Annotated in this window: 23 protein-coding genes; 17 read left to right on the forward strand and 6 right to left on the reverse strand. The window is 75.7% G+C overall.

The window, feature by feature from the left end:
• Positions 1–36: 36 nt before the first annotated feature.
• Positions 37–846, reverse strand: coding sequence for a DeoR/GlpR family DNA-binding transcription regulator (locus AAHH18_RS04395; RefSeq protein WP_283318797.1), 810 nt, complete (start codon positions 844–846; stop codon positions 37–39).
• Positions 847–1,129: 283 nt separating this feature from the next.
• On the opposite strand from AAHH18_RS04395, the gene AAHH18_RS04400 reads away from it, so the two are divergent.
• The 7 genes from AAHH18_RS04400 (at position 1,130) to AAHH18_RS04430 (ending at position 8,779) form a co-directional block, all read left to right on the forward strand.
• Positions 1,130–2,425: an ABC transporter substrate-binding protein gene (locus tag AAHH18_RS04400; protein WP_283318798.1), complete on the forward strand. Its 1,296-nt coding sequence runs from the start codon at positions 1,130–1,132 to the stop codon at positions 2,423–2,425.
• Positions 2,426–2,499: 74 nt separating this feature from the next.
• Entirely contained in the window at positions 2,500–3,510 is a 1,011-nt protein-coding gene (locus AAHH18_RS04405) for a carbohydrate ABC transporter permease (RefSeq protein WP_283318799.1), read from the forward strand.
• 2 nt (positions 3,511–3,512) lie between these two features.
• Positions 3,513–4,400, forward strand: coding sequence for a carbohydrate ABC transporter permease (locus tag AAHH18_RS04410; RefSeq protein ID WP_343300714.1), 888 nt, complete (start codon positions 3,513–3,515; stop codon positions 4,398–4,400).
• A gap of 65 nt (positions 4,401–4,465) precedes the next feature.
• Positions 4,466–5,332, forward strand: a complete 867-nt coding sequence (locus AAHH18_RS04415; RefSeq protein WP_283318801.1) for a ketose-bisphosphate aldolase — start codon at positions 4,466–4,468, stop codon at positions 5,330–5,332.
• A 131-nt stretch (positions 5,333–5,463) separates the two neighbouring features.
• Positions 5,464–6,651 carry an ADP-dependent glucokinase/phosphofructokinase gene (locus AAHH18_RS04420; RefSeq protein WP_343300715.1) on the forward strand — a complete coding sequence of 396 codons (1,188 nt, stop codon included), beginning with the start codon at positions 5,464–5,466 and terminating at the stop codon, positions 6,649–6,651.
• A complete protein-coding gene (locus AAHH18_RS04425; protein WP_343300716.1) occupies positions 6,648–7,745 on the forward strand; it encodes a DUF4432 family protein in 1,098 nt (365 codons plus the stop codon). Before AAHH18_RS04420 ends, AAHH18_RS04425 begins: the two co-directional genes overlap by 4 nt.
• Positions 7,742–8,779, forward strand: coding sequence for a class I mannose-6-phosphate isomerase (locus AAHH18_RS04430; RefSeq protein WP_343300717.1), 1,038 nt, complete (start codon positions 7,742–7,744; stop codon positions 8,777–8,779). The genes AAHH18_RS04425 and AAHH18_RS04430 overlap by 4 nt, the downstream gene beginning before the upstream one ends.
• Here AAHH18_RS04430 and efeB read toward each other — a convergent pair.
• The 4 genes from efeB to AAHH18_RS04450 all read right to left on the reverse strand — a co-directional run bounded on the left by efeB (position 8,758) and on the right by AAHH18_RS04450 (position 13,409).
• The gene (efeB, locus tag AAHH18_RS04435; protein ID WP_459349084.1) at positions 8,758–10,170 is read right to left on the reverse strand and encodes an iron uptake transporter deferrochelatase/peroxidase subunit; all 1,413 of its coding nucleotides are present in this window, start codon (positions 10,168–10,170) and stop codon (positions 8,758–8,760) included. The genes AAHH18_RS04430 and efeB overlap by 22 nt on opposite strands.
• A 121-nt stretch (positions 10,171–10,291) precedes the next feature.
• Positions 10,292–11,482 (reverse strand): iron uptake system protein EfeO, encoded by a 1,191-nt coding sequence (efeO, locus tag AAHH18_RS04440; protein WP_283318805.1) that lies wholly within the window; start codon positions 11,480–11,482, stop codon positions 10,292–10,294.
• 110 nt (positions 11,483–11,592) lie between these two features.
• On the reverse strand, positions 11,593–12,450 hold the full coding sequence (gene efeU / locus AAHH18_RS04445) for an iron uptake transporter permease EfeU (protein ID WP_343300718.1): 858 nt from the start codon (positions 12,448–12,450) through the stop codon (positions 11,593–11,595).
• 122 nt (positions 12,451–12,572) lie between these two features.
• The gene (locus AAHH18_RS04450) at positions 12,573–13,409 is read right to left on the reverse strand and encodes a PhzF family phenazine biosynthesis protein (RefSeq protein WP_343300719.1); all 837 of its coding nucleotides are present in this window, start codon (positions 13,407–13,409) and stop codon (positions 12,573–12,575) included.
• Between the two features lie 66 nt (positions 13,410–13,475).
• Between AAHH18_RS04450 and AAHH18_RS04455 the strand changes: the two genes are divergently transcribed.
• Positions 13,476–14,462, forward strand: a complete 987-nt coding sequence (locus AAHH18_RS04455; RefSeq protein ID WP_343300720.1) for a Gfo/Idh/MocA family protein — start codon at positions 13,476–13,478, stop codon at positions 14,460–14,462.
• A gap of 73 nt (positions 14,463–14,535) precedes the next feature.
• On the opposite strand, the gene AAHH18_RS04460 is transcribed toward AAHH18_RS04455, so the two are convergent.
• Positions 14,536–15,816, reverse strand: a complete 1,281-nt coding sequence (locus tag AAHH18_RS04460) for an APC family permease (protein WP_343300721.1) — start codon at positions 15,814–15,816, stop codon at positions 14,536–14,538.
• 273 nt (positions 15,817–16,089) lie between these two features.
• Here AAHH18_RS04460 and AAHH18_RS04465 point away from each other — a divergent pair, with 273 nt between their 5' ends.
• The 9 genes from AAHH18_RS04465 (at position 16,090) to AAHH18_RS04505 (ending at position 25,179) form a co-directional block, all read left to right on the forward strand.
• Positions 16,090–16,758: a hypothetical protein gene (locus AAHH18_RS04465; protein WP_283318810.1), complete on the forward strand. Its 669-nt coding sequence runs from the start codon at positions 16,090–16,092 to the stop codon at positions 16,756–16,758.
• A gap of 70 nt (positions 16,759–16,828) precedes the next feature.
• A complete protein-coding gene (locus AAHH18_RS04470; RefSeq protein ID WP_343300723.1) occupies positions 16,829–17,431 on the forward strand; it encodes a hypothetical protein in 603 nt (200 codons plus the stop codon).
• Between the two features lie 13 nt (positions 17,432–17,444).
• Positions 17,445–18,083 carry a hypothetical protein gene (locus AAHH18_RS04475; RefSeq protein WP_343300725.1) on the forward strand — a complete coding sequence of 213 codons (639 nt, stop codon included), beginning with the start codon at positions 17,445–17,447 and terminating at the stop codon, positions 18,081–18,083.
• On the forward strand, positions 18,080–18,817 hold the full coding sequence (locus AAHH18_RS04480; RefSeq protein WP_343300727.1) for a hypothetical protein: 738 nt from the start codon (positions 18,080–18,082) through the stop codon (positions 18,815–18,817). The genes AAHH18_RS04475 and AAHH18_RS04480 overlap by 4 nt, the downstream gene beginning before the upstream one ends.
• Positions 18,814–20,229: an RCC1 domain-containing protein gene (locus AAHH18_RS04485; protein ID WP_343300728.1), complete on the forward strand. Its 1,416-nt coding sequence runs from the start codon at positions 18,814–18,816 to the stop codon at positions 20,227–20,229. Before AAHH18_RS04480 ends, AAHH18_RS04485 begins: the two co-directional genes overlap by 4 nt.
• On the forward strand, positions 20,226–20,933 hold the full coding sequence (locus AAHH18_RS04490; RefSeq protein WP_343300729.1) for a hypothetical protein: 708 nt from the start codon (positions 20,226–20,228) through the stop codon (positions 20,931–20,933). The genes AAHH18_RS04485 and AAHH18_RS04490 overlap by 4 nt, the downstream gene beginning before the upstream one ends.
• Positions 20,930–21,538, forward strand: coding sequence for a signal peptidase I (locus AAHH18_RS04495; RefSeq protein WP_343300730.1), 609 nt, complete (start codon positions 20,930–20,932; stop codon positions 21,536–21,538). The genes AAHH18_RS04490 and AAHH18_RS04495 overlap by 4 nt, the downstream gene beginning before the upstream one ends.
• A 94-nt stretch (positions 21,539–21,632) precedes the next feature.
• Positions 21,633–22,562 carry a cation transporter gene (locus AAHH18_RS04500; RefSeq protein ID WP_343300731.1) on the forward strand — a complete coding sequence of 310 codons (930 nt, stop codon included), beginning with the start codon at positions 21,633–21,635 and terminating at the stop codon, positions 22,560–22,562.
• A 55-nt stretch (positions 22,563–22,617) separates the two neighbouring features.
• Positions 22,618–25,179: a LuxR C-terminal-related transcriptional regulator gene (locus AAHH18_RS04505; protein ID WP_343300732.1), complete on the forward strand. Its 2,562-nt coding sequence runs from the start codon at positions 22,618–22,620 to the stop codon at positions 25,177–25,179.
• The last annotated feature ends 2 nt before the right edge of the window (positions 25,180–25,181 follow it).

Raw genomic sequence — 25,181 nt, forward strand, 5'->3', positions numbered from 1 at the left:
CTCGCACGGCACCGATCCTGCACCCGGCGCGCGGGCTCAGCGCGGCAGCAGCACCTCGACGCCGGCCTCCGCGAGCGCCCGCGCGAGGTCGGGGGGCGGCGGGGCGTCCGTGACCAGGTAGTCGGCGCGGGCGAGCTCGGCGATCTGCGCGAACAGCCGGCGGCTGAACTTGGAGGAGTCGGCGAGCACCGCCACCTTGTCGGCGCGGTCCATCATCTCGCCCATCATCGAGGCCTCCACGAGGTTGCTGGTGGAGAACCCGACGTCGGGGGAGACCGCGCCGACGCCGATCAGCGCGATGTCGCAGCGGATGTCGACCTCCGGCTGGTGCGTCCACGCGGGCAGCCGGACGGGGCCGAGCGTCGCCTGGTCCATGAGGCGCACGCTGCCCCCGAACACGTACAGGTCGCGGTAGACCTTGGGGTCGAGCTCGGTGGCGCCGCGCAGGCTGTTGGTGGCCACGGTCAGGTCGCGGTGGTCGGCCAGGGCGCGCACGAGCGCGAGCGTCGTGGTCCCGGCGTTGACGATCACCGCCTGCCCGTCGCGGACGAGCTCGGCCGCGCGGGCGCCGATCTGCTCCTTGGCCTGGGTCTGCAGGCGCATGCGCACGTCGAGCTCGGTGTTCGGGCGGGGGGCGGCGGACAGCCCGACGGCGCCGCCGTGGGTGCGGACCAGCACGCCGTCGGCGTCGAGCTGGTCGAGGTCCCGGCGGATCGTGTCCGCCGACACCTCGAAGCGCTCGGCGAGCTGCGCGACCGTGACCTCGCCCGCGTCGGCGACGAAGGCGGCGAGCTCGGCCTTGCGCCCGGCGGGGAGGCGGCGGGGGGTGCTGTCGGAGGACGACATACGAAATATCTAGCACAAAAACGCGCAGCCCGGAGGAAGAACGCAGCTCGCCGCGCACAGCACCGCAGGCCGTGCGGCACCCCGTCGGAGCCTCCGACGGGGCCGCCGGAGAGGGGATCGGTCGCGCTCCGCCTGCGGTCGCGCTCCCATCCGCGGTCCGCCGTGTGTGCGTCCCCATGCGGGGCCGGAACCCCTTGACGGCCGCACAACCCCGCACTACCGTGCTCAAACACGCAGAGATGCGCACTCAGCCGCAAGAAGCGGCAACCCTGGAGGGAGAGTCATGAGCAACGGAGCTCGGATGCGGTACCTGGGCGGCACGGCGGTGGTCGGCGCGGCGGCGCTGCTGCTCACCGCGTGCGGCAGCGGCGGCGGCGACGCCGCAGAGGGGGGATCGTCCGGGGGCGACGTCACCATCGAGTTCGCGCAGTGGTGGGAGCCCGAGCTCCCCGACGGCGCGTTCCGCGAGCTGATGGACCAGTTCGAGTCGGAGAACCCCGGCATCACGGTCGAGCTGCTGAGCGGCCCGTACGCCTCGACCAAGGAGCAGGTGCTCGCCGGCGCGGCCGCGGGCACGATGTCCGACGTCGTCGGCCTCGACGGCGCCTGGGTCAACGACTTCGCGAAGCAGGGGTCCATCGCGGACCTCTCGGCGCTGATGTCCGAGGACGGGTTCGACGACAGCCAGCTCGTCAGCCAGGTCCAGGTGGACGGCAGCACGTACATGATCCCGGTCGTCAACTTCGTGTACCCGATGTTCAGCAACGACGACCTGTTGTCCCAGGCCGGCGTCGACACCCCGCCGAGCACCCGCAGCGAGTTCGCGGACGCCGCGGAGGCGGTCACGGCGCTCGGCGACAACACCTACGGCTGGGTCCTCCCGCTCTCGCTCGAGGCCCCCAACGGCGTGCAGAACGACGTCATGTCGTGGGTGTGGGCGTCCGGCGGCTCCATGCTGGAGGACGGCCAGCCGGCGCTCACGGACAACCCGGACGTCGAGAGCGGCATCCAGTTCGTCGCCGACCTCTGGGACGCGGGCGTCGTGGCCCCCGGCTCCTTCACGATGAAGGAGCAGGACAAGGTCGAGGAGTTCACCAACGGCCGCGTCGGCATGATGATCGACTCCCTGGCGCACGTCACGACGATCCAGGAGTCGAACCCCGACCTCAGCTTCTCGATCTCCGCCATCCCGGCCGAGGACGGGTACACCGGTGAGCGCGGCATCCCGTACGCCTCCTGGGGCATCGGCGTCGCCGAGAACTCGGAGCACAAGGCCGAGGCGATGAAGCTCGTCGAGTTCCTCATGAGCGAGGAGACGAACGCCGAGCTGTCGTCCATCGCCAACGCGTTCCCCGGCAACACGGAGTCCGTGCCGGACTTCGTCGAGGACAACGAGCTGTTCGCCACCGCGTTCGAGATCTACCAGGACGGCTACCCGGCGAACGAGTTCACCGGCCTGCCCGTCGCCGAGGAGCTCATGCGCCAGCTCGGCGAGCAGCTCCAGAAGACCCTGAACGGGGACCAGAGCGTCGACGACGCCCTGACCGCCGCCCAGAAGTCGTGGGAGAGCGAGTTCTGACCCACCCCGAGAGCGACCGCGCCGGGCGGGACCCTGACCCGTCCGGCGCGGTCCTCGGTCAAGGAGGACCGACCGTGTTCACCTCGCACGCGCAGCGGACACCGGCCACCGCCGGGGCGTCCCGCGCCACGGGCGCCGCCCGCACCGACGGCGCGCCCGGCACCGGGGGCCCGCCCGCCCCGGCCCCGCCGGCCACCCGGCCGGCGTGGGAGCGGCTCAAGCGCCGCCTCACCCCGTACGGGTTCCTGAGCCCGACCGGCGTCCTGCTGGCGATCCTCATGCTGACGCCGATCGTCATGGTGATCTGGTACTCGCTGCTCGACGGCGTCATCACCACCAGGAACTCGGCGTTCGTGGGCTTCGCCAACTACACCGAGGTCCTCACCGACCCGGTGTTCTGGACGGCGGCGCGCAACACCCTGGTGTTCACGACGGTGAGCGTGGTGGCGCACTTCGCGATCGGCCTGGGCTTCGCGATGCTGCTGAACACCCCGCTGCTCAGCCACCGCGTCAAGGCGTTCTTCCGCGTGATCTACGTGCTGCCGTGGCTGTTCACGGTCGCGATCATCGCGGTGCTGTGGCGGCTGCTGCTCAACCCGAACGGCGTCGTGAACTACCTGCTGGGCACGGTCGGGCTGACCGACGGCCAGACGGAGTGGCTCGCGAACCCCAGCACGGCGCTCGCGGCCGTCACGTTCATCAACGTCTGGGCCGGCTACCCGTTCTTCATGATCTCGCTGCTCGCCGGCCTGCAGGGCATCCCGCGGGACCTGTACGAGGCGGCCCGCGTCGACGGCGCGACGCCCTTCCAGCAGTTCCGCAACGTCACCGTCCCGCAGCTGCGCCCGATCATCATCTCGATGGCGCTGCTGGACTTCATCTGGACCACGCAGCAGTTCGCGCTGATCTGGATGACGACCGGCGGCGGGCCGATCAACGCGACCGAGATGCTCAGCACCTTCACGTACAAGCTGGCGTTCAGCCGGTACGAGTTCTCCGTGGCGTCCGCGTCCGCGGTCGTGGTGCTGCTCGCGTCGATGGTCCTCGCATTCTTCTACGTCCGGCACCAGAAGGCACGGGACTGATCATGGTGACCCTCACCACCACCCCCGCGGCCCGGCCCGGGGCACCCGCCCTGCGCACCCCGCCCCGCCGGACCGGGCAGAAGGCGCTCGTGCTGACGGCCCTGGTCATCGGCGCGCTGTTCGCCGGCCTGCCCGTGCTGTGGATGCTGTCCAGCTCGTTCAAGGCGAACCCGGAGATCTTCGCCTCGCCGCCGCGGCTGCTCACCGAGGGATTCTCGCTCGACGCGTACACGACGATCCTCACGGACCCCGTGAAGCTGCGGTTCTTCGGCAACTCGTACCTGGTGGCCGGCAGCGTCACGCTGCTGACGCTGCTGGTGGCGGTGCTCGCGGCGTACGCGTTCAGCCGCTACGAGTTCCCCGGCAAGAAGGTCATCAACGTCGTCATCGTCAGCGTGCAGGCGGTCCCGCCCATCACGCTGCTGATCCCCTACTTCGGCCTCATGGTCGCGCTCGGGCTCTACAACACCTACGCCGGCCTGATCCTCACGTACATGGTGTTCACGCTGCCCTACGCGATCATCATGATGACCGGGTACTTCAACACCCTCCCGCGGGAGCTGGACGAGGCCGTCAAGGTCGACGGCGCGGGGCCCCTGACCGCTCTGTGGCGCATTCTCGTCCCCATCTCCGTGCCGGGCCTGGTCTCGGTGGGCGTCTACACGTTCATGATCGCGTGGAACGAGTTCCTGTTCGCGCTCACGCTCACCCGCACCGAGGACATGCGCACCGTCCCGATCGGCATCCAGCTGCTCATGGGCCAGCACTCGTACGAATGGAACGAGATGATGGCGATGAGCATTCTGGGATGCATTCCCGTCCTCATTCTCTTCCTGTTCTTCCAGCGGTACTTCATCGGTGGGATGACGGCAGGCGCCGTGAAGGTCTGACCGGGGCTCCCGGCAGCACGACGCAGCACACGCAGCACGACCACGACACGACAAGGAGTCACCCCATGTTGATGAACGGCGCGGACCTGCTGGCCGTCGCGAACGAGCACAGCTTCGCGGTGCCGGCGTTCAACATCAGCGACTACGCCATGTTCAACGGGATCGTCGCGATCTCCGAGGAGCGTCGCGCCCCGCTGATGGTCGCGATCCACCCGGACGAGGTCAGCCACCTCGGGCACGACGTCATGCCGGCGCTGATCCAGCGCGCGCACAAGGCGTCGGTGCCGGTGGCGATCCACTGGGACCACGGCGGCAGCTACGAGCAGGTGCTGACGGCGATCCAGATCGGCTTCACGTCCGTGATGATCGACGGCTCGATGCTCCCGTACGAGGAGAACGTCGCGATCACGGCGCGTGTCGTCGAGGCCGCGCACGCGGTGGGGCTGTCGGTCGAGGGCGAGCTGGGCACCATCGGCAAGCTCGACGAGCAGGCCGAGGCGGGCGTGGCGGTGTCGAACATCATCCACACCGACCCGGAGCAGGCCGTCGACTTCGTGCAGCGCACCGGCGTCGACAGCCTGGCCGTCGCGATCGGCACGGCGCACGGCCTGTACCCGAAGGGCCTGAAGCCCGAGCTCCGGCTCGACCTGCTGACCGAGATCAAGGCGCGCCTGCCGATCCCGCTGGTGCTGCACGGCGGCTCGGGCAACCCGGACGACGAGATCGGCCGGGCCGTGAAGCTCGGCGTGAACAAGATCAACATCTCCTCGGACATCAAGGTCGCGTACCACGACCGGATGCGGGAGGTGCTGGCCGACCTCACGCTGCGCGAGCCGAACACGATCCAGCCGCCGGCGATCGAGGCGATGAACGTGGTCGCCGCGCAGAAGATCGAGCTGTTCGACGCGGCGGGCAAGGCCGACCTGTACTGAGACCGCGCCCCGCCCGGCGGGGCACCGACCCGGCCGCCGCCGGCCTGCCCCCCGGCCGGCGGCGGCCGCACCACCCCGCACCACCGCACGACGAGCACCGCACGACCACGGCGAGGAGGCCGGCACCGCCCATGAGCACGCGCTACGTCCTGGGACTCGGCGGGACCGTCGACTACGAGATCGACTGGGACCCGGGCACGCTCGAGCGGCTCGCCGCGCAGTGGGGGCTGCGCGCGGACGAGCTGGACGCTCGCACCCCGGTGCTCAGCGAGCGGGACCTGCTGCGCTCGCTGCTCGGCTTCGTCCGGGACGGGGTGGGCGGCGAGCGGTTCGTGGCGTCGTCCGAGATCGTCGAGGCGTTCGCCCGGCGGTTCCCGCTGCGGGTGACGCTGGGCGGCACGTGCGTGCGCGCGGCGATCGCCATGGACCGGGTGCGCGGCCTGCCGGCCCTGGTGCACCTGGTGAGCATCGACGACGACGTGCGGCGGCTGCTGCCCGCGAGCACCACCTACCTGTGCTCGGCCGACCGCGACACCACGGACCCGCACCTCATCGTGCAGTACCCGGCGGGGTCCGCCGTGCGGGTCGCCGGCGTCGAGGTGGTCGCGTCGCGCCCGAACCGCCTGATCTACGTCAACGACCCGCCGAACCGCGAGCTGGTGCTGCACCCGGCGCTGGGCGACGCGTGCGCGACCGCCGACGTGGTGCTGGTCTCCGGGTTCAACGTCATCCAGGAGCGCGAGACGCTGGACGCGCGGCTCGCGACCCTCGCGGCGGACCTGGACCGGGTGCCGCCCGGCGGGTTCGTGTACTTCGAGGACGCCGGCTACCACCTGCCCGCGCTGCGGGGCCCGGTGCGGGACGTCCTCGCCCCGCGGGTCGACGTCTGGGCGGTGAACGAGGACGAGCTCCAGGAGTGGACCGGCCGCGCCGTCGACCTGCTGGACGCCGCCGACGTCGCGAAGGCCCTCGGGGAGCTGCACGCGGCCGTCCCCGCCCGCACGCTGGTGGTCCACACCCAGCACTGGGCGCTCGCCGCCGGTGCGGGGGCCTCCGGGCTGCGGGCGGCGCTGCGCGGCGGCATCGACATGGCGAGCACGCGCTACGTGCACGGCGACTCCTTCACGCCGGCCGACTACGCGGCGACGGCCGCGCGCACGCCCGGTGCCGCGGGGACGCGGTTCGCGGGGGAGGTCGAGGCGCTCGCGGCCGACGTCGCCTGCGAGCCCGCGTACGTGCTGGACGTGCCGCGGCCGACCACGATCGGGCTGGGGGACACGTTCGTGGGCGGGTTCCTGGCCGCCCTGGCGACCGCGTGACCGCCCGCGGGGCCGGGGAGCTGCTGGCCGAGGGCCTCGTCGCGCTCCCGGAGGCCGTCGCCCAGGTGCTCGACGTGGTGCAGGCGGGCGGGGAGCGGCTCCTGGTGGTCCGCCTGGCCGGCGGGCTCTCGTTCGACGTGCGGCCCGACCGCGGCCTCGACCTCGGTCCCGCCTGGTGGGGGGACGCGCCGCTCGCGTGGCGGTCGCCGCACCGCGCCGACCCCGGCCCGGGCGCCGGGTGGGAGGAGCGGTTCCTCGGCGGGCTCGTGGTGACGTGCGGGCCGGAGAACATCGGACCGCCCACGGCGACGGCCGGGCAGCACGGGAGCCACCACCTCACGCCCGCCACGGAGGTCCGGTGGTGGCGCGAGGTGACGCCGTCCGGGGTCGCCGTGCACGTCCGCGGGGCCGTGGGGTTCTCGACGCTGTACGGCACGCGCCTCGTCGTCGAGCGCGAGATCGTCGCCACCACCGGCCGGCCGCGCGTCGAGGTCCGCGACGTGGTGCGCAACGACGGGGACGTCCCCGTCGGCGTGCCGCTGCTCTACCACGTCAACCTCGGCGCGCCGCTGCTGGCGCCCGGCGGCCGGCTGCGCGTGGAGGCCGGCCGGACGCGCCTGCGCGAGCCGCTGCCGCCGGGGCGCGCGGTCCTGACGATGCCGGAGCCGTCGCCCGGCGCCGCCGCGGTCGTGGCGGAGCACCGGGACCTGGCGGTCACGGACGGACGCGCGCGGGCGGTCCTCACCGGCGGTGCCGCCGAGGTGGCCGTCGACTGGACGGCCGCGACCCTGCCGCGGCTGTGCACGTGGGCGTGGCCCGCCCGCGGCGCGTGGGTGCTCGGCGTCGAGCCGGCGAACGCGCCGCTGTTCGGGCCGGAGCGCGACGGCCCGCACGCCGGCGCGCCGCTGCTCGGCCCGGGAGAGTCGTGGCGGACGGGCGTCGTCGTCGAGGTCCTGCCTCCGGGTGCCGGGCCTGCCGCGGCGCCGGGCCGTGCTGCGGCGCCCGCGGGCGCCCACGCCGACCCGCGCCCCGCCCTCCGCCCCGACCCGCGCCCCGATCCCCAGCCCGGTCCCCGCCCCGAGGAGCAGCCGTGACCCGCCCCGTCCCCCTGCCCGCCCACCAGCCGGCCGACCGCTTCTACGCCGGCGGCGCCCGCATCGCGGCGTTCCGCGGGCCCGGCGGCGACCCGGCGCCGGGCGACCACGTGCCGGAGGACTGGGTGGGGTCGACCACGACGCTGTTCGGCGAGCCCGAGCTCGGCCGCACGCGGCTGCCCGACGGCCGGCTGCTCGCCGACGCCGTCGCCGCGGACCCGGCCGCCTGGCTCGGGCCCGAGCACGTCGCGCGGTACGGCGCCGACGTCGGGCTGCTGGTGAAGCTGCTCGACGCGGGCGAGCGGCTGCCGGTGCACGCCCACCCCGACGTCGCGTTCGCGGCACGGCACCTCGGCCTCGCGCACGGCAAGACGGAGGCGTGGGTGGCGCTCACCGCCGCGCCGGTGCACCTCGGGTTCCGGCGCGACGTGGGTGCCGCCGAGCTGCGGGAGTGGGTGGACCGCCAGGACACCGCCGGGATGCTCGACGCGATGCACGTGCTGGACCTGGAGCCGGGCGACGCCGTGCTGGTGCCCGCGGGGGTTCCGCACGCCATCGGCGCGGGAGCGTTCGTCGTCGAGCTGCAGGAGCCCACCGACCTGTCGGTCCTCGTCGAGTGGGACGGGTACGCGATCGACGGCGCGACCGCCGGGCACCTGGGCCTCGGGTTCGACGTGGCGCTCGCGGCGGTCGACCGCCGTGGCCGGACGGCCGCCGAGGTCGCCGCCCTGCGCGGGGCCCGGGCCGGCGACGAGGGTGACCTGCTGCCGGACGCCGCCCCGTTCTTCCGTGTCGAGCGGCTGCGCGGCGGGGGTGCGTGGGACGCCGGGTTCGCCGTCGCCGTGGTGGTCGCGGGCAGCGGCGCGCTGGTCGCGGCCGACGGCGCCCGCACCCCGGTGTCGGCGGGCTCGACGGTGCTCGTCCCGTGGTCGGCCGGGCCGCTGCGCGTCGAGCCGGGCGCCGGCGCCGCGCTCGAGGTCCTGCGCTGCCGCCCGCCGGCCGCCGACGCCGGTCAGCCCGCGAACAGGTCCTGACCGACGAACGGGCTCGACGCCGTCGTGACCGGGGTGCCGTCCGACCCCGTGACGAGCGACCCGTCCGGCAGCCCGGGCGGCACCGCGTACAGCCCCGACGCGGTGTGCTGCAGGTACTCCATCAGCCCGTCATCGCGCGACAGCCGGTTCTGCATCGGGATGTAGTGGGTGCGCGGGTCCGTGACGAACGCCAGGAAGAACAGCCCCGCGTCCAGCCGGCCCAGCGAGTCGTTGCCGTCCGTGAAGTTGTAGCCGCGCCGCAGCATCCGCACCCCCGCGTTCTGCGTCGGGTGCGCCAGGAACACGTGGCTGTCCACCGGGATGAGCGGCCGGCCCTCGCGGCCGGTGACCGCGAAGTCCGGCTCGGTGAACTCGGTGCCGCCGGACAGCGGCGCGCCCTCGCCCTTGGTGCGGCCCACGACGGCCTCCTGCTCGCGCAGCGACGTGCGGTCCCAGGTCTCGATGGTCATCCGGATGCGACGCGCCACCAGGTAGCTGCCGCCGGTCATCCACGCCGTCGCAGGGGTGGTCGCGCTCGCGGGCACCCAGACGTGCGCCTCGACGTCGGACTCCTCCTCGGACTTGAGGTTGGCGGTGCCGTCCTTGAACCCGAACAGGTTGCGGGGGGTGGCCTGCGCCGACGAGGTGGACGACGTGCGGCCGTAGCCGAGCTGCGTCCAGCGGATGGTGGCGGCGCCGAACGCCGCGCGGGACAGGTTGCGGATGGCGTGCACCGCGACCTGCGGGTCGTCCGCGCAGGCCTGTACCACCAGGTCGCCGTCGGAGCGCGCCGGGTCGAGCCGGTCGCCCGGGAAGTGCGGCAGCTCGACCAGCGCGTCCGGCAGGTGCGCGGCCAGCCCGAACCGGTCGGTGCCCGCGTCCGCCCCCACGAACAGGGACCGCCCGAACCCGAACGTGATCGTCAGCCCCGCGGCCGGCAGGTCGGCGGCCTCGCCCGTGTCGTCCGGCGGCGCGTCGTACGGGCCGGACGCCGGTCCGTACGGTCCGGCGGACAGGCCCTGCGTCAGGCGGGCCGCGATCGTCGTCCAGCGCTGGAGCAGGGCCACCAGCTCGGCGCGGTCCGTGGTCGTGACGTCGAACGCCGCCAGGTAGAGGCGGTCCTGGGCGGGCGTGACGATGCCCGCCTGGTGCGCGCCGGTGAACGGGTAGGTCGTCGCGGCCGCACCGGTACCCGACGCCGGGGTCGCCGCCGCCCGGCCCGCGCCGTACCCGGCCACGCCGCCCGCCACGGCCCCGAGCGCCGCGCCGCCCAGCAGCCCGCCGCCCAGCAGGGCGCGCCGGGACAGCCCCCGACGGGGCGGCGGGGTGCCGGCACCCGTCGTGGGCGCCGGCTCCGCCGCCGCGGGGTCGGTCGCGTCGACGCCGGTCACCCCGGTGCCGGGCGCGCCGGTGCCGGTCGCGCCGGGGACGGCTGGGCCGCCGGGCACGGGGGAGCCGGGCCGGTGGTCGGTGGGGTCGGGCACGGGCGGCGTCCTTCCTGCGCGGCGGGCGTCAGGCGCCGGTGACGACGGCGGTCAGCCGGGACAGCGGCTCCGACAGCGCGTCGACGCCGGTCGCGAGCTCCTTGACCTGCTGGTCCGTCAGCGTGTCGTAGCCCACGAAGCCCGTGTCCACGGAGCCGTACTGCGCCAGCAGGCCGTCCAGGGCGGCGAGCTGCTCGGTGAGCGCGGCCGCCAGGTCCGGGTCCTCCTCCTCGACGACGTCCGCCAGCACCTCGTACGCCACGCGCGCGCCGTCCACGTTCGCCTGGAAGTCCCACAGGTCGGTGTGCGACCAGATCTCCTCCTCGCCGGTGACCTTGCCGGTCGCGACCTCGTCCAGCAGCTCCTTGGCGCCGTTGGCGATCTGGAACGCCTCGAACGTGAAGTCCGGGTCGTTCACCTGGTCCACGAGATCCTGCGTCCAGCCCACCAGGTCCTCCGCGGCCGACGCCCGCTCCTCGGGGGTCAGCGGCACGTACGTCACGCCCCCGTTGTCGGCGGGGGCCGGCGGCCACAGGTCCTTCTCGAGGTAGTGCCAGCCGCTCCAGACCTGCCCCTCCTCGAGGTCGGCCTCGCGGGCGTCGGTCAGCGGGTCGAGGTCGCCGAACGACTCCGCGACCGGCTCGACGCGCTCCCAGTGCACCCGCGTCGCCGCGTACAGCGCGCGGGCCGTGTCGTCGTCGCCGGCGGTGTACGCGGCGGCGAACTCCTGCGTCCCCGCGATGAGCGCGCCGACCTGGTCCTTCACGTACGCCACGTACTGGGCCTCGGCGTCCGCGAGCTGGGCGGCCACGTCGCCCGTCGGCCCGACCTGCGCGCCGGAGTCGGTGACCGTGAACTCGGACCGGATGCCGTCGCCGACCATGCCCGGCTTGCAGGCGGTGTAGTACGTGCCGGGGCGCACCTGCACCACGAGGTCGCGGGTGATGCCGGGCCCGATGTTCTCCACCTCGGAGACCACGCGCAGGCCGTCGTCGCCCAGCAGGTAGAACTCGGTCACGTCGGAGCCGTCGTTGGTGACCTGGAACGTCAGCGTGCCGCTCGGTGCCGTGGCGGCGGAGACCTCGCAGGCGTCGGCGGTGCTGCTCACGGTGAGCGCCCCCGCGGACGCCCCGGCCTCCGGGGCGTCGTTGTCGACGCAGGCGGCGAGCGGCAGGACGAGGGCGGCGAGCGCGAGCGCGCCGACGGTGGTGCGGGACATGGGACTCCTCGTGGGTGGCAGGACGGGTCGGTGGGAGGGGCTCGTGGCGGCGCGCGGAGCGGCCGGCCGGGAGCCGACGGGTGCGTCGTGGGGCGGCGGGCCGCCCGGCCTCAGGACGCGGCGGCGGGCTCGGCGGCGCGCGGCACGGTGGGCGGCGCGGGCCGGTGGCCCCAGGTGGTGCGGACGAAGACCGTCAGCACGGGGACGACGTACGCCACCCACGCGACGAGCTGCAGCCAGGTGGTGGCGGGCGTGAAGTTGAGGACGCCCTTGAGCAGCGTCCCGTACCAGCTGCTCGGCGGGACGGCCGCCGAGACGTCGAACGCGAGGTCGTTCAGGCCGGGCAGGATCCCGGCCTCCTGCAGGTCGTGGACGCCGTATGCGAGCACGCCGGCGGCGACCAGCACCAGGAACAGCCCGGTCCACGCGAAGAACCGCCGCAGGTCCAGGCGGACGGCCCCGCGGTACGTCAGCCACGCGAGGGCGACGGCGGTGAGGATGCCGAGCGCGGCGCCCAGCAGCGGTGCGGCCGTGCCGTCGGAGGTCGCCTGGGCGCCGGCCCACAGGAACAGCGCCGTCTCCAGCCCCTCGCGGCCCACGGCGAGCAGGGCGACGACGACCACGGCCCCGCGCCCGGCGGCCACCGCGTCGTCGAGCCGGTGGTGCAGGTCGGCCTTGAGGTGGCGGGCGGTGCGCGCCATCCAGAAGATCATCCAGGTGATGAGGCCGACGGCGACGATCGAGAGGGTGCCGCCGATCGCCTCCTGCGCCTCGAATGACAGGCCGCGCGGCCCGAACGTGAGCAGGGCGCCGAACCCGAGCGACACCGCGACGGCGACGCCCACGCCGGTCCAGAGGGCGGGCAGCAGGTGCCGTCGGTCGGTGCGCACCAGGTACGCCACGAGGATGCTCACGACGAGCGCGGCCTCGAGGCCCTCGCGCAGGCCGATCAGGTAGTTGGCGACCATCGGGCAACCTTCGTTCCGGCCGTCGGCCCGTCCGGCGGCAGGGGAAGGTTAGCCTGCCCTCACCTGGGTGCGACAGGGGTCCGAGGGGTGGGACGTCCGCAGGCCCGCGCCGGGTGGGGGTCTCAGAGGTGCACGGTCCCCTCGACGCACGTCACGGTGCCGCCGCCCACCCAGACCGTCCCGGACGCGTCGCGCTCCACGTGCACCCGGCCGGCGCGTCCCAGCACGGTGCCCTGCGCGGCGACGTACGAGGCGGGGGCCCGGCCCGTGCCCGTCAGCCACTGCGCCACGACGGCGTTGAGCGAGCCGGTGACCGGGTCCTCGCCGATGCCGAGGTCCCCGACGAACGCCCGCACCTCGAACGCCGCCTCCGCCCCCGGCGGGTACGGACCCACGACGCCGACGTGCGCCCCGCCCAGCGCCGCCCCGTCCGGCCGCAGCGCCAGCACCCGCTCCGCGGAGTCCAGCAGCAGGATGTTCCAGCGGGGCCCGTTGTCCACGAACCGGTGGTCGACGACCGCGCCGTCCGGCAGGCCCAGCGCGGCGACGGCGCGCCGCAGCACGTCGGGCGGCACCGGCGTGTCCGCGAGCGGCTCCGGCGCCGCGAACCGCAGGCCGTCCTCCCCGCGGCGCAGCAGCACCCGCCCCACCCCGCACTCCTGCACGACGTCCGCCCCCGCCGGCCTGCCGCCCGCCGCGAGCCAGGCGTGGCACGACCCGAGCGTCGGGTGCCCGGCGAACGGCAGCTCGCCGCCCGGCGTGAAGATCCGCAGCCGGTAGTCCGCGCCCGGCAGCGTCGGCGCCAGCAGGAACGTGGTCTCCGACAGGTTGGTCCAGCGGGCGAACGCCGCCATCTGCGCGTCCGTGAGGCCGTCGGCGTCGTGCACCACGGCCACCGGGTTCCCGAGCAGCGGCTCGGTGGTGAAGACGTCGACCTGGCTGAAGCGGCGCGTGGGCATGCCGCCCACGCTACGGCGACGGCGACGGCGACGGCGACGGCAGCCGCGCCGGGCTAGGGTGCCGCCATGTCGACGGTGCGTCTCGGGGTCCTCGGTGCGGCCCGCATCCTGCACGACGCGGTAGCGGCCGCTGCCGCCGCCGTCCCGGAGGTCGAGGTGGTGGCGATCGCCGCGCGCGACCGCGACCGGGCGGAGGCGACCGCGCGGCGCGAGGGCATCCCGCGCGTGCTCGGCTCGTACGACGAGCTGCTCGCCGACCCCGACGTCGACGCGGTCTACGTGCCCACTCCCGCCGCGCTGCACGGCGTGTGGGTGCGCCGCGCGATCGAGGCGGGCAAGCACGTGCTGTGCGAGAAGCCGTTCACGGCGGACGCGGCCGAGGCGGAGGACGTCGCCGCGCTCGCGGACGGCACCGGCCTGGTGGTCATGGAGGCGTTCCACTCCCAGCACCACCCGCTGTGGCCCCGGGTGCGGGCGCTGCTCGACGACGGCGCGATCGGCCAGGTGCGCCGGGCGGAGGCCGACTTCTGCGTGAGCATCCCCGACCGCTCCGACATCCGCTGGCAGGAGTCGATGGGCGGCGGCGCGCTCATGGACCTGGGCGTGTACCCGCTGCGGATGCTCACCGTGCTGTTCGGGACCCCGCAGGTGCGGTCCGCGACGGCGGACGACGTCGACGGCGTCGACGCGTCCATCGAGGTGCTGCTCGACCTCCCCGGCCGCGTGGAGGGCACGGTGCGCGCGAGCATGGTCGCGCAGGAGCCGAGCGTCCGGGCGCGCATCGAGGGCACCGCCGGCACGCTCGTCGTGCACGCGCCGTACGCCCCGCAGCACGGCGGCCGGATCGTGGTGGAGCGTGACGGCGGCACGGTCGAGGAGGCCGCGGACCCCACGCCGTCGTACGTGTGCATGCTGCGGACGTTCGCGGACGCGGTGCTGCGCGGCGCCGACCCGGTGTCCGGCACGGCCCGGGCGGTCGAGGCGATGCGGACCGTCGACGCGGCGTACCGCGCGGCGGGCATGGCGCCCCGGCAGCCGGCGCCGCTCGACTGACCCGCCGGGCCGAGCCGCCGCGGGACCGACGCGCAGGCGCCGGGCCGCCGCCGGCGGAGGCGGGCTCCCGCGCTCAGGCGCCGCGCCGCCGCCGGAGCCGCTGCGTGACGACCCTCCCCAGCACGCCGACGGCGACCACCGCGAGCCCCCCGAGCACCGACGCGGGCGGCAGCGTGACGGCCAGCGCCACGCACCCCGCCGCCCCGAGCACCTGGAGCGCCCGCGGGAACCGCCGGTGCGGGCGGTCCTGCGTGAGCGCGGCCAGGTTCGCGACCAGGTAGTAGAGCAGGACCCCGAACGACGAGAACCCGATGGCCCCGCGCAGGTCGACGGTCGCCACCAGCACCGCGACCACCACGCCGAGCACCACCTCGGCGTGGTGCGGGACGCGCGTGCCGGGGTGCACGGCGGCGAGCGTCCGCGGCAGGTCGCCCTCCCGCGCCATCGCGAGGGCGGTCCGGCTGACCCCGGCGACCAGCGCGAGCAGGGCCCCCAGCGCGGCCGCGGTCGCCCCCACGCGGACCACGGCCCCGGCCCCGGGCAGCCCGCTCGCGTCGGCGAGCGCCGCCAGCGGTGCGCGCGACGCCGCCGTCGCCTCCGGCCCGAGCACGGTCAGCAGCGCGACGGCGACGGCGGCGTACACCAGCACCGCGAGGCCGAGCGCCCCCTGGATCGCCCGCGGGACGGTCCGGGCCGGGTCCCGGACCTCCTCGCCCATCGTCGCGATGCGGGCGTACCCCGCGAACGCGAAGAACAGCAGGCCGGCCGAGCCGAGCACGCCGCCGGCGCCGACGTCCGGGCCGCCCGTCCACGCCCGGTCCCACGACGGGTCCCCGCCGGCGAGCCCGGCCACGACCACCACGGCGAGCGCGGTCAGCGCGACGGCCACCACCACGCGCGTCAGCCGGGCCGTGCGCGTCACGCCCCGCAGGTTCACCGCCGTGAGCGCGAGCACCGCCAGCACGGCCGCGGGCCGCTGCCACGCCACCGGCACGGCGTACGCGGCGAACGTCAGCGCCATCGCGGCGCACGAGGCCGTCTTCCCGATGACGAACGACCACCCGGCGAGGAACCCCCACCACGGTCCGAGGCGCTCGCGGCCGTACACGTACGTGCCGCCGGACGTCGGGTACTGCGCGGCGAGCTGCGCGGAGGACGTCGCGTTGGCGTACGCGACCACGGCGGCGACGCCGAGGCCCACCAGCAGCCCGGTGCCCGCGGCGGCGGCCGCCGGGGCGAACGCGGCGAACACCCCCGCGCCGACCATCGACCCGAGCCCGATGACGACGGCGTCCCCCGGGCCGAGCCGTCGCACCAGGGACGCCGGGTGGGTGACCTGCTGCCGCTCGCGCACGGGACCAGTGTGCCCGCCGCGTGTACTCACCGGTCCCCTCACCGGCCACCTAGGACGCACGCGGAGACGCCGGAGGTGCTACGCGGTCCTGATCGTCCCGGACGGCGGCCGACGGGTGTCGTCGCAGGTCAACGCGGTGCGGCCACCCGGGTAGGTACCCAGCAGGCCCGGTGAGCAGGTCGGAGGTCACTGATCGTGTGACAGCCGCAGCGAGGTCCGCCCCCGGCGCGCCCCGCGCACCACCCCTGCTGATGCTCTGGAAGGAGCACCCTGATGGCTTCTGCCCGTACCCGCCTCGTCCTGTCGATCGGCGCCGTGGCCGGCGTCGGCGCCCTCGTCACGGCCGCGACGTTCACCGACTTCGCGAACCTGAACCTCGGCGACGGCACCGACGGCGGCGGCATCGGCTCCGGCCGCTTCAACATCCAGGTCGTCGGGACCGACGGCGCCGGCATGCCGGTCCCCGGCACCTGGCAGGAGGCGAACCTGCCCGAGGGCGTCGACATCGCCGTCCCGGGCGCCGACTCGATCACGCCCGGCACGACCATCGAGGTCGACCTCCCGTACCGCAACGCCTCCACGTCGCTCGGCGCGGACATCGACCTGTGGCTCAAGGAGGTCCCGGGCCGCACGTCGACCCCGGCGTACCTCGACGCGCTGCGCTTCACCATCCTGGACGGCACCGGCGCCACGCTCGTCAGCGACGTGACGTTCGACGAGCTCGACGCGAGCACCTCGGCGGAGAAGATCAGCCTGACCGACGCCCTCGCGAACGCCGAGCTCGCCGCCGGCGCGGAGGACTCGATCACGGTCCAGGTCTCCCTGGCGGACTACGACGCCGACAACGACAGCGGCGACGCGGACGGCCTGACCAACGACGTGCTCAACGGCGGCGTGGCGTACGTCCAGCTGCACTGGGACGCGGTCTCGACCGCCGAGTGACCGACGCGGGCCCGCGGGCGGTCACCGCCCGCGGGCCTGCGGCACCCCCGACACCCCTGGAGGAGAGCCGATGCACCGGCGGATCATGCTGTCGTGGTGCGCCCTGGCCGGCGTCGCCGCGCTGACCACCGCCGCTGCGCTCACCGGCGGAGGCGAGCAGGACGTGCGCTTCTGGCCGGGAGCCGGGCACGACCTCGTGGTCGCCGGCTCGACCCGACCCGGGTGGGTGCCCTCGGCCGCGGACTGGGAGCAGGGCCGCCCGGAGGCCTACCGCATCGGGCTGGACCCCGCCGCCCGCGAGCTCGGCCCCGGCGGCGTCCTGGAGCTGCGGGTGGCGGCTCGGCACGGCGCCCACGACGCGCCGTCCGAGGTGCGGCTGGCGGTGACCGACCCGGACGACCGGGGTGCCCGGACCGACCCGCGGACCGGCTCCCGCCTGGAGCTGTTCGACCAGCTCCACCTCCTCGTCGTCGACGCCGCCACGGGCGAGGTCCTCGTGGACGCGGGCCCCGGGAGCACCGCCGAGTCGCGGTCCGCCCGCTGGGGCGGCGTGTGGCAGCCCGGCGAGGTCCGGCTCGTCGACATCACCGTGACGGTGCCCGAGGAGCTCACCGACGCCTGGCAGGGCGCCGTCACCGACATCCAGGTCGACCTGGTCTCCGAGAGCGTCTGAGAGGACGACGACCGTGCAGCCTCCCCGTCCCCGGAACCGGACCGGCCGGCCCCGCCCCGCGGTGCTCGCCGGCGCCCTGGGGCTCGTCTGCGTCGCGGCCGGCGCCGCCGCCCTCGCGACCTCCGCCCGCGACGTGCACGCGGGCTACCACGACACGACGACCGCGGTCGTGGAGGTCTCCGGCACGTTCGCCCTCGAGGTCTCCGGCACCGCGCCCGACGGGTCGCCCGCCGGCCCCGTCGAGGGCGACCCGGAGCCGCTCGTCGTGCGCACCACCGGCGGGGCGGCCTACACGACGCACACGCCCGTGGAGTGGCGGGCGACGGTGCACGCCCCCGACGCCGCCGGCCGGGTCGGGCTCTCGCTGTTCGACCCGGACCCCGCGGACGTCGTCGTCGGCGCGAACCGGTACCCGGACCTGTTCTCGACGCTGCGGTTCACGGTGCTCGACGTCACCGACGCCGGCCGTCCCGTGACGCTGGCCACCGACGCGACCGCCGCGCAGGTCGCGGCCGCCGCGCTCGTGCTCGACGTGCCCGCGGGCGGGTCCCGCACCGTCGCGGTCCGCGCCGTCGTCGCCGAGGGCACCTGGCGCCTGTACGACGGCCGGACCACCGCGGCCGGGCTGCGCTTCAGCGGGGTGAGCTCGTGAGGCGGGTGGCCCGGTCGGTGGCGCGCGTCCCGGCCGCCGCCGTGGCGACAGGCGTCCTGCTGCTCGTCCCCGCGGGCGTCGCGTCCGCGGGCGCGGCCCCGCTGTCGCCGGGTGCCACGGTCGACGTCCGCGGCACCGTGGTCCGCGCGTCGGTCGCGGACGAGGAGCTCGTCGTGGTCTCGCCCGCGACCGTGGACGTCGTCGCCCCGCTGCCGGGTCACGCCGCGACGTGGACCACGACGGTGACGCCAGCCGCCGGGGCGGGGGACGACCCGCTGCCCGTCTGGCTCGCGGTGAGCGGTGTGGACGGTCCGCTGCTCCGGGGTGACCACCCGCTGACCCTCACGGTCACGGACGAGGACGGCACCGTGCTGCTCACCTCGTCGGACGTCCCGTCGCTGCTCGGGCGCCAGGTCGCCCTGCCCGACCTGGAGCACCGCACCACGTTCACCGCGCGGGTGGAGCTCCCGGCCGAGGCGTCGGAGGCGTACCGCGGAGCGCGCGGGTCCGTCCGGCTGGCCGTCACGGCGCAGGCACCCGCGTCCCCGTCGGCCGCGAGCGGCGTGCTGGCCCGGACGGGTGCCGGCCCTGCCGGTCTCGCGCTCGCCGCGGCCGCGCTGCTCGGCGCAGGCGGGACGGCCCTCGCGAGCCGGCGCGCCGCGACCACCCGGTCGTCCCGCACGACCACGTCCCAGGAGCCCCGCACCGGCCGGACCCCGCAGGAGACACGATGACCACCACGTCCCGCCCCCCGTCCCGTCGCCGACGGGTCCTCGCCGCGGTGGCCGCCGTCGTCGCGACCGCTCTCGCGGCGACCCTGGCCGGCACCGCCACGGCGGCCTACGTCGACACGACCGCCGCCCGCACCGGGCCGCTCCCGGCCGCGCTGGGCGGGGAGCCGCCCGAGCAGCGGACGGGGCTGACGCTCGGCTCGCGCATGGTGGACACCGGCGTGGGCCTGACGGCCGCCGGCCAGGTCGTCGTGTGGGGCCTCGGCATGTACGGCATCAACGGCACCTCGAGCGCCGACCTGAACATCGGGCCGACCGTGGTGGCCGGGCTGCCGACCGTCGTCCAGGTCGCCACGGGCATCTACTCGCTCAACGCGCTCGGCGCGGACGGCACCGTGTGGGGCTGGGGCGACTGCTCTCGCGCCGCGGGCACGGACCTGTCCACCACGTTCACCGACTACGGCTGCTCGGTCGGGGCGTTCGGCTCGCCCGCGGCGCCGCCGCGCCAGGTCCGCATCGGCGCCCGCGCCACGACGACGTCCGCCCCGCTGCTCGACCGGGTCACCTCGATCGCCAGCACGGAGTACGCCGGCGCGGCGCTGCGGGACGACTGCACCGTCTGGCACTGGGGCGGCCACTGGGGCGACGCGACCTACCAGTACGGCTACGGCGGCAACGGCCTGGCCCAGCTCGGGGCGAGCAAGGTCAAGGGGCTGCCGGACCCGACGCGGGTCGCCGGCGCGTGCCCGACGAGCGTCCTCGGCGGCTACGACACGTTCTGGATCACCCTCGAGAACGGTGACGTCTACTACCTCGGCGGTCGCACGCCGCTGAACACCACCGTGAACGGCAACCCGTCCGTGACCCCGGACCAGGTGCCGACCGGCTCGTCGCTCTCCGCGCGCCCCGTCACCGCCCTGGAGCCGTGGCTGCTGCGGACGGTCGGTGCCTCCCGTCCGCACGTCGTGAGCGTCTCCGGCGGGATCCAGATGGGTGGCGCGCTGCTGTCCGACGGGTCCGTGCTGTCGTGGTCGACGTTCTCCGCCGACCGCACCGGTCGGTCCGCGCCGGGCAACTCGTGGCGGACACCGGGCCTCGTCACCGGGCTCGGCACCGGCGTGGTCGCGATGGCGTTCGGCTTCACGGGCGCCGCGTTCCTCAAGTCGAACGGCGAGCTCTGGTGCTACGGCGCCGGCGACGACTACGCCCGCTGCCCGACCACGCCGACGCGCCTGGCCACCTCGGTGAGCCAGTTCGGCGTCGGGCAGGGCTTCATCATCTGGCAGACCCGCGACGGTGTGTTCTCCGGCCGGGGCTACAACCCTCGCGGGGCGATCGGCCTGCCCACCAACGTCGCCATCACCCAGAACCGGGTGGTCAGCCACGACCTGTCGATGCTGGCGGTGGCACCGTGACCCGGGCCCGTGCGGGACGGCGCGCCCGTCCGGCCCCGCGCCGCCCGCGCGCCGCGACCGTCCTCGTCGCCGCGCTCGCCCTGGCCGTCGGCGGCCTCGGGGCCGTCGGTGCGACCGTCGCCCCGACGGGCGCCGCGCTGCGGGACGTCGCCGGGCTCGACGCGACCGTGGGCAGCGGCGAGCGGTTCGACATCGGCCTGGTGCAGGACGGCGTGCTGCGGCAGGCGGAGGGCGACGGTGTCGCGTGGCAGGTCGAGGGTGCCGGGTCGCTCCTGCCCGGGCACACGGTGACGTTCGACGTGCCCGTCGCCAACAACGGCCCGTACGACGCCGACGTCGTGCTCGCGGTCGCCGACCGGTACGCCGAGACCGCGCCGAGCGGCCCGGGTTCCGACCCCGTGGCGCTCTACCGGTGGTCGGTGGCCGACGCGCAGACCGGCGCCGTGCTGGCGGGCACGCCCGCCACCCCGCTCACCAGCACCGTCACCACCGCGCAGGTGGGCGCGGCCGTCGGCGGGCTGCACCTCGCGGGGCGCACGCTGCCGGCCGTCGCCGACGGCGCGCCCTGGACCGCCGACCCCGCGGCCCCGGGGGACCACCGGGTGCTGCGGGTGACCGTCGCCTACCCGGACACGCCGGCGACCGAGGCGTTCAACGGCGGCCGGTCGGCCCTGGCCCTCGTGTTCACGGGCAGCTCGCGGTGACCGCCACCGGCTACCGGATCGCCTGGCGGGTGCTGCGGCTCGTCCGGAGCGTCCTGCTGACCACGACGGCCGTGCTCGGCGCCGCCAGCATCGGCGCGGTCGTGGCGGGGCTCGTGCTGGACGTCCGTCCGCTGGTCGTGGTGTCGGGGTCCATGGAGCCGGGCATCCCCGTCGGCTCGCTCATCGCCGGCCGGACGGTGCCCGCGGACCAGGTGGAGGTGGGGGACGTGGTCACCGTGCCGCGCCGCGAGGGCACCACGGACCTCGTCACCCACCGCGTGGTGGAGGTCCGCACCCCCGACGGCGCGGACCCCGGGGTGCGGGAGCTGGTGCTCCGCGGGGACGCCAACGAGACGGACGACCCGATGCCCTACGTGGTCGGCGAGGTGCGGCGACACGTCGCCACCCTGCCCGGCGGCGGCTACGTCGTCCGCACGCTCCAGTCGGGCCGCGGCGTCGTCGTGATGGGGGGCGTGCTCGTGGCAGCCGTCGTCCTCACGTTCGCGGTGCCCCCGGCGGACGGGGCACCCGGTCAGCGGGCCGGTGGCGGCTCCGCCCCCCGCGACCGGGGACGGCACCGCGCCGCCGCCGGGGCGCGTGGCTGACCGCCCGGCACCGCGCGACCTCGACGCCGGGGCGCCGGAGGGGCGACACTGCGAACCTGAGCCGCGCGCCGCGCGACCGGCACCGGGAGGCGCCGTGGACGGACCGGAGAGCCCCGACCCGGCCGCCCCGCGGCTCCGGCGCGAGCGGTCGGCGCTGACCGTGTCGGCGGTCGCGGCGGCGGTGCTCGGCACCGGGGCCGCCGTGTGGGGCGTCGTCGCGGGGTCCGGCGTGATCCTGTTCGACGGCATCTACACCGCCGCGGGGACCGCGCTCGTCGGGGTGTCCGCGCTGGCGTCACGCGCCGCGGCGTCGGAACCCGGCGGGCGCTACCCGTTCGGACGCCACGGCGCCACGCCGCTCGCCGTGGCGATGCAGGGGGCGGCCCTGCTCGCCACCCTGGTGTACGGCGTCGCCGACGCGGTGGGCACGCTGCTGGCGGGGGGCTCCGACAGCGACCCGGGGTCGCTCGTCGCGTACGGCGCGCTGTCCGCCGTCGTGAGCGCGGGCGTCGCGTTCCGGCTGCGGCGCGCGGCGCCGGACTCGGAGCTCGCCCACGCCGAGGTCGTGTCCTGGCGTGCGGGCGCGTGGCTGAGCCTGGTCGTGGCCCTCGGGGGCGTGGCCGCCGTCGTGCTCGATCGGACGGGGCGCGACACGGTGGTGCCGTACGTCGACCCCGCGCTCCTGCTGCTGGCCGTCGCCCTGGTCGGGACGCTGCCGCTGCGCCTGATCCGCGACGGGATGCACGAGCTGCTGGAGGGGGAGCCGCCCGCGGACGTCGCGCGGGAGGTGGGCCGTGCGGTCGCGGCGGCCCGGGAGAGGTTCGGGCTGCCGGAGCCGCTCGTGCGCGCCACGAAGCTCGGCGGCCGGCTCTACCTCGAGGTCGACTTCGTGGTCGAGCCGGGGCGGTGGGACGTGGACCAGGAGGACGGGGTGCGGCGCGCGGTCCTCGACGGCCTGGTCGGGGTCCCGCTGGACGTGTGGGCGACCGTCGAGCTCACGACCGACCCGGAGCTGGCCGCCTGACGGTGGCGGTGCTCGGACGCGGCGCCCGGCCGGGTGACGCGGGAGACCAGGAGGCATGGTGCTGGACGCGCTGAACTCGGTCGCCGCTGCTGCGCTGCGCTGGCTGGCGCTCGGCCGTGACGTGGTGGTCCGCGGGGACACCGGCTCCGGCCGGTCGACGGTGCTCGGCGTGGTCGCCCGGCAGGGGGAGCGTCAGCACCTGGGTGTCGTCGTGGCCGACTGGCACGACCTCGCCGGTCGCGTGCCGTCCGCGGGCGCCCGGCCGCTCACGCCGGCGGGGCGGTCGGACGACGACGTGGCGGCCGAGCTGGTCGCGGACCTCGGTGCCCGCGGCGTGCTCCTCGTCGACGACGTCGACGAGCTGGACGACGCCACGCTGGAGGTGCTGGGACGGGTGCTCCGTCGCAGCCGCGCGCGGTTCGTGGCGACCGCCACGCGCGACCTCACCCGCCTCGGCCGGCCGTCGCTGTCGAGGCTGGTCGCGGCGCGGGCGCCCGCGGAGGTCCGGGTGCCCCCGCTGGGCTTCCAGGCGATGGCGCGGATGGTCGCCGACCGGCTGGACGGCCCGGTCGACGCGGCGCTGACCTCCTCCGTGACCGCGTGGTCGGCGGGGAACCCGGCCGTCGCCGCCGCCATGGTGGACGCGGCGCAGTTCGCGGGGACCGTGGGCCGGCGCGACGACGTCTGGACCGCGGTGGGCGACCTCGACGACGTGCCGCTCGACGCCGTCGCCCACCTCATGACCGCGGGGCTGCCACCGGGCGCGCAGGACGCCCTCGACGTGCTGGCGGTGCTCGGCCCGGCACCCTCGGAGGTCGTGCACCGGCTCGTGCCCGACGCCGACCTGTCGGTGCTCGTCGCGCGCGGCCGGGTGGTGTCCTACGGCGGGGACAGCGGGCTGCTGGCGGTGTCGCCGCCGGCGCTGGCGCGCGCCGTCCGGGACCGGCTGAGCGGGCCGCGCCGCCTGGACGTCGCGCGGCTGCTCGTCCCCGAGGCCGGCCACGAGCTGCCGCTGCCGTCCGTCCGCACCGGCCTCACGGACATGATCGTGTCCGCCGCCGGCGACCCGGCGGAGTCGTACTGGCGCTGGGCGGCGGAGCTGACGGGCCTGGTGCACGAGCGGTCGGTCGTCACCGAGGCCGCCGCCCGCGGCGCGTGGGAGGAGCGGCCCGAGGTGGCGACGGCGCTCCCGTACCTGATGGCGCTGCTGCGGCGTCCCGCGACCGACCGGGTGCGCGACGTCGTCGACGGGACGGTGCGCGACCCGGGGGAGGACCCGCAGAGGGCGGCGACCTTCGACGATCTCTGCCGTCGGTGGCGGGTGTGGCAGCGCAGCGAGGACGTCGACCCGGCGGTCGACCCGGGTGTCGCTGTGCAGCCGCGGGGCGCGGGCGGCGCGGCGGCGCCGGGGCTGCGGTCGCTGGTCGCCGCGGCGGTCGCGGGCGGTGGAGACGACGAGGCGCTGCTGAGCCGTCTCGCGCTGCCCGGGCCGGACGCCCCGGAGCCGGGACGGTCGCTGGCCGTCCTCTCGGCGGCGTCGGTGCTGCTCGAGGCGGGCCGGCCCGGGGCGGTGCTGCGGCTGACCACCGGTGTGCGGGCGGCGCCGTGGATGCCCGGGGAGGTGGACCACGCCGTGGCGGGCCTGCGGAGCATGGCGCTGCTCCTGCTCGACCGGGTGGTGGAGGCGGAGGCACGGTCCCGTGCCCTGCTGGAGGCGGCCTACGACCGCCTGGACGCCGCCGGGATCCGCATCCACAGCCTCTCGCTCGCGCACGCCCTGACCGTGCGGGGGCAGTGGACCGCCGCCTGGCGCGTGCTGAGCACGGCGCTGCGGCTCGGCCCCCCGGGGCCGCTCGGCGGCGCGTTCTACCGGCGCAGCCTCACGCTGTCGGCCATGCTGGCCGCGCTCATGCGGAACAGCGACGTCGCGCGGATGCTCGCGACCGAGCTGCGGCACGCGCCGCCCCTGCACGAGCCGGTGGTCGACTCCGTGCAGGGCGTGGCGGAGGCGTACCTGCTGCTCGACGAGGGACGGACCGCGGAGGCCGACGCGCTGATGTGGCGGTTCGGCGACCGGTGCCGGCTGGCGGGGCGGCCGATGCTCGCCCTGGAGTACTGGGCGCTGCGTGTCGAGCCCTCGACGCCGGAGCAGGTGCGGCAGATGCGCGAGCTGTCGGAGCGCGTGCCGCTGCCGCTGTTCGCGCCGCTGGTCGACCTGCACGCGGCCCTGCTGGGCGACGACCTCGCGGAGCTGGACCGCGCGGCGCGCGCGGCGCGGCTGGAGATGGTCCCGGGCCTGGCGCCCCGGGTGCTCGAGGCGGTGAACCGGCTGCGGGAGTCCAGGGGGCTGCCGCCGCTCACCGACCCGGAGGTCGACGACCTGCTCGGCGAGCAGATCGCCGAGGCGATCCGCAGCGCGCCGCCGGTGCACCGGTCCGCGGACCTGCTGTCGGACCGGGAGCACGAGATCGCGGTGCTCGCGGCGCAGGGCATGACCAACCGGGAGATCGCGGTGCGGCTGCACCTGAGCACCCGCACCGTGGAGAACCACGTCCACCGGGTGCTCGGCAAGCTGGGGCTGCGCAGCCGGTCCCGCCTGGCCGAGGTGCTGCTGTGAGC

The sequence above is a fragment of the Cellulomonas olei genome (genome assembly GCF_039548315.1).
In the GTDB taxonomy this organism is placed as follows: domain Bacteria; phylum Actinomycetota; class Actinomycetes; order Actinomycetales; family Cellulomonadaceae; genus Cellulomonas.